The sequence below is a fragment of the Streptomyces sp. NPDC005722 genome (assembly GCF_040630935.1).
Classification (GTDB): domain Bacteria; phylum Actinomycetota; class Actinomycetes; order Streptomycetales; family Streptomycetaceae; genus Actinacidiphila.
The window spans coordinates 1-4,514 of record NZ_JBEXYN010000100.1; the positions used below are offsets into that span (position 1 = coordinate 1).

At 72.6% G+C, this 4,514-nt stretch carries 3 protein-coding genes and 1 pseudogene; all 4 read right to left on the reverse strand.

Features of this window, described 5'->3' with window-relative positions:
• Nucleotides 1–78 precede the first annotated feature (78 nt).
• A complete protein-coding gene (locus ABZ479_RS41470; RefSeq protein WP_499609959.1) occupies nt 79–762 on the reverse strand; it encodes a response regulator in 684 nt (227 codons plus the stop codon).
• Nucleotides 759–3,323, reverse strand: coding sequence for a sensor histidine kinase (locus ABZ479_RS41475; protein WP_500466427.1), 2,565 nt, complete (start codon nt 3,321–3,323; stop codon nt 759–761). Before ABZ479_RS41475 ends, ABZ479_RS41470 begins: the two co-directional genes overlap by 4 nt.
• A 100-nt stretch (nt 3,324–3,423) precedes the next feature.
• A complete protein-coding gene (kdpC, locus tag ABZ479_RS41480) occupies nt 3,424–4,047 on the reverse strand; it encodes a potassium-transporting ATPase subunit KdpC (RefSeq protein ID WP_500466428.1) in 624 nt (207 codons plus the stop codon).
• Between the two features lie 20 nt (nt 4,048–4,067).
• Nucleotides 4,068–4,514 (reverse strand): annotated as a pseudogene (locus ABZ479_RS41485) (potassium-transporting ATPase subunit B); the annotation flags it as partial.

A 4,514-nucleotide genomic window follows, 5' to 3' on the forward strand; every position in this document is an offset into this window, starting at 1 on the left:
CCTGCGGCACAAGCTGGAGCCCGACCCGGCCCACCCGCGCCACCTGATCACCGGGCGGGGTGCTCCATGTGCGGCCGCTCAGGGCTCGAAGCGGTAGCCCATGCCGGGCACGGTGATCAGGTGGCGCGGGTGGGCCGGGTCGGGCTCCAGCTTGTGCCGCAGGGTGGCGAGGTAGACGCGCAGGTAGTTGGTGCGCTTCTCGTTGCCCGGCCCCCACACGTCGCGCAGCAGCTGGCGTCCGGTGATCAGGCGCCCCGGGTTGCGCAGCAGCGGGGCGAGCAGTCGCCACTCGGTGGGCGTGAGCCTCGGTGCCTCGCCCTTGCCCGAACGGGGCCGGACGGTGAACGCGCCCAGGTCGACCCGGTAGTCGGCGATGGTGACCGTCTCCGGCTCCTCCAGGACGGGCGGGCGGCGCAGGACGGCGCGCAGCCGGGCCGCCAGCTCGTCCATGGAGAACGGCTTGGTGACGAAGTCGTCGGCCCCCGCGTCCAGTGCCTCGATCTTGTCGGCCGGCCCGGTCCGTCCGGAGAGCACGATGATGGGCAGCGGGCTCCAGGCCCGGACGCCGTGGATGATGTCGGTCCCGGCCATGTCGGGCAGGCCGAGGTCGAGGATGAGGGCGTCGGGCGGCTGCCGGGACACCAGCAGCAGTGCGGTGGCGCCGTCGGGTGCGGTGGCGACCGCGTAGTGACGCGCCGTCAGGTTGATCTCCAGCGCCTTCAGGATCTGCGGCTCGTCGTCGACGATCAGGACGCGCCTCATGTGAGTGCCTCCTCCCCGCCGGCGGGGGCGGCGGGGAGCTCGTCCGGACCGCCGGCGGTGGGCAGGGACAGGACCATCGTGAGACCTCCGCCGGGGGTGTCCTCGGGGGTGAGGGTGCCGCCCATCGCCTCGGTCAGCCCCCGGGAGAGGGCGAGCCCGAGTCCGAGGCCGGTGGTGTTGTCGGTGTCGCCGAGCCGCTGGAAGGGTTCGAAGACGCGCTCCCGGTCGGCGGCCCGCAGTCCGGGGCCGCGGTCCGCGACACGCAGCTCGATGCGCGTGCCGAGGGCACTGGCGCCGAGCAGGACCCCGGTGCCCGCCGGGGCGTGCCGCTGGGCGTTCGTCACCAGGTTGGCGACGACGCGTTCCAGGAGCGGCGGGTCGGCCAGCGCGAACGGTATGTCGTCCAGGCCCTGGAGGGTGACGGGGACGGTGCTCTCGGCGAGGCTGTCGAGGGCCAGCGAGGCCACCTCGGCCACGGAGGTCGGCTCCAGGGCGAGGCTGAGCGCTCCGGCCTGCAGCCGGCTCATGTCGAGGAGGTTGTCCACCAGCCGGTTGAGCCGGTCCAGGGACACCTCGGCGGTGGCGAGCAGTTCCTCCTGGTCCTCGGCAGAGAACTCGACCTCGCGGCTGCGCAGCGAGCTGACGGCCGCCCAGGCGCCGGCGAGCGGGGTGCGCAGGTCGTGGCTGACCGCGGCGAGGAGCGCCGTCCGCATCCGGTCGGCCGCCCTCACCGGTTCCACCTCGGCGGCGGCCTCGGCCAGCCGGGCCCGCTCCAGCGCGGAGGCCACGTGCCCGGCGAAGGCGATGAGCACCCGCCGCTCCGAGGCCGCCAGGCGGCGGCCGCGCAGCACGAGGACGTCGTCGGGGCCGACGGGCACGGCCACCACGCCCTCCGCCGGGTCGTCCACGCCCGCCGCACCGTCGCCGGAACCGTGGACGAGCTCGGCGGAGTCCATACCGAAGGCCTCCCGCGTACGTTGCAGCAGGGCCTCGAGGGCCTGGTCGCCGCGCAGGATGTTCCCGGCGAGGGAGGACAGCGTCTCGGCTTCGGCGGCGGCGTTGGCCGCGCGTCTGGACAGCCGCAGGGAACGGTCCACGATGGTGGCGACGGTGCCGGCGACCAGCGCGAAGACGGCGAGCGCCAGCACGTTGTTGGTCTCGCCGATGGTGAACCGGCCGATGGGCGGGATGAAGTAGTAGTTGAGCAGCAGCGAGGCCGTCACGGAGGCGAGCAGCGCGGAGGCGACGCCGCCGATGCAGGCGACGCCCACGACGGTCAGCAGGAAGAGCAGCGCCTCGCTGGTGAGGTTCAGGTGCCCGCGGTAGTTGGCGAGCACCGTGGTGAGCAGCACCGGGAGGACGAATCCGGCGACGGGGCCGGCCACCTTGCGGGCCAGGGGCAGGCTGCTGGAGGGCACGGGGAGGAGGCGTCCGCGGCCCGCCCGTTCGTGGGTGACCATGTGCACGTCGATGTCACCGGAGTGTTCGACGATGGTCTCGCCGACGCCGCGTCCGGTGAGGAACCGGGTGAGCCGGCCGCGGCGGCTGGTGCCCATCACCAGCTGGGTGGCGCTCTCGGCGCGCGCGAAGTCCAGCAGCGCGTCGGGGACGTGGTCGCCGACGACCGAGTGGAAGGTGCCGCCGAGGCTCTCCACCAGGGCCCGCTGCCGGGCCAGGGCGGCGGGTGAGGAGTCGGCGAGACCGTCGCTGCGGACGATGTGCACGGCGAGCAGGTCCCCGCCGGCCGAGCGGGCGGCGATGCGGGCGGCACGGCGGATGAGGGTCTCGCCCTCCGGCCCGCCGGTGACGGCGACGGCCACGCGTTCCCGGGTCTCCCAGACGCGTCCGATGCCGTGTTCGGAGCGGTACTTCTGCAGCGCCTCGTCCACCCGTCCGGCGACCCAGAGCAGGGCCAGTTCGCGCAGCGCGGTGAGGTTGCCGACGCGGAAGTAGTTCGACAGGGCCGCGTCGACCTTCTCGGGGGCGTAGACGTTGCCGTGGGCCATGCGGCGGCGCAGCGCTTCGGCGGGCATGTCGACCAGCTCGATCTGGTCGGCGCGGCGGACGACCTCGTCAGGGACGGTCTCCCGCTGCGGCACGCCGGTGATCTTCTCGACGACGTCGTTGAGCGACTCCAGGTGCTGGATGTTGACGGCGGTGATCACGTCGATCCCGGCCCTGAGGAGCACGTCGATGTCCTGCCACCGCTTGGCGTGGCGTCCGCCGGGCACGTTGGTGTGGGCCATCTCGTCGACGAGCGCCACCTCGGGCGCGCGGGCGAGGACGGCGTCGAGGTCCATCTCGGCGAAGACGCCGCCGCGGTACTCGCGTTCGGCGCGGGGCACGGTCTCGAGGCCGTCGAGCATCTCCTCGGTGCGTGGCCGCTTGTGGCACTCGACGTACCCCACGACGACGTCGGTGCCCCGGGCGGCCCGGCGGCGGGCCTCGTCGAGCATGCGGTAGGTCTTGCCGACTCCGGGTGCCGCCCCGAGGAAGACCTTGAGTCTGCCGGGCCGTCCCCGGGGAGTGCCGGCCGGGGCCGGGACGACTGGCTGCGTCACCGGATGTCCCTCCTTGTACGGGTGTCACGCCGCCCGGCGGCGCAGGTGGTCCCTGCGCCGCCGGGCGGCGTGGTGCGGATGGTCCGACCGTGTCGCGACGTCACTTCAGCGCGGCGAGCGCCTGGTTGAGCTCCACGACGTTGACGCGCTCCTCGCCGAGGAAGCCGAGGATCCGGCCCTGGACGTGGTCGTCCACCAGCTTGCGCACGCTGTCGGGCGCCAGGCCGCGCGCCTGGGCGACCCGCCCGGCCTGCTCCCGGGCGTACTCGGGCGAGATGTGCGGGTCGAGACCGGAGCCGGAGGCCGTGACCGCGTCGACCGGCACGTCCTCGGGGGCGACGCCGTCGAATTCGGCGACCGCCGTCCGGCGCTCCTTGATGGTCTTCACCAGACCCTCGTCGTTCGGGCCGAGGTTGGAGGCGCCGGTGACGAGCGGGTCGTAGCCGCCGGGACGCGGCTGGAACCACTTGGGGTCCGGCTGGGCGACCTCCTCGGCGTCGTCCGGGTTCTTCTTGGGGAGGGTGAAGTTCTGGCCGATGAGGCTGGAACCGACGGTCTTGCCGTCCTGGGTGATCCTGGAGCCGTTGGCCTGGTCGGAGAACGCCGCCTGGGCGACGCCGGTGACGGCCAGCGGGTACGCGATGCCCAGGAGGACCGTGAACACCAGCAGCATCCGCAGGGCGGCCACGTGGTTGCGGACCACGGCGGGCAGGGAGCCGGACATGATGGAATCGCCTTCTTCTGTCAGCTGAGGCCGGGGATGAACTGGATGATCAGGTCGATCACCTTGATGCCGACGAACGGCAGCACGAGACCGCCCAGGCCGTAGACCCAGATGTTGCGGTTCAGCAGCGCCGACGCGGACGACGGCCGGTAGCGCACGCCGCGCAGGGCGAGCGGGATCAGCACGACGATGATCAGGGCGTTGAAGATGATCGCCGAGGAGATCGCCGACGTCGGGCTGTGCAGCTGCATGATGTTGAGCTTGTCCAGGCCCGGGTAGGCGGCGGCGAACATCGCGGGGATGATCGCGAAGTACTTCGCGACGTCGTTGGCGATGGAGAAGGTGGTCAGCGCGCCGCGGGTGATGAGCAGTTGCTTGCCGATCTCCACGATCTCGATCAGCTTGGTGGGGTCGGAGTCCAGGTCCACCATGTTCCCGGCCTCCTTGGCGGCCGAGGTGCCGGTGTT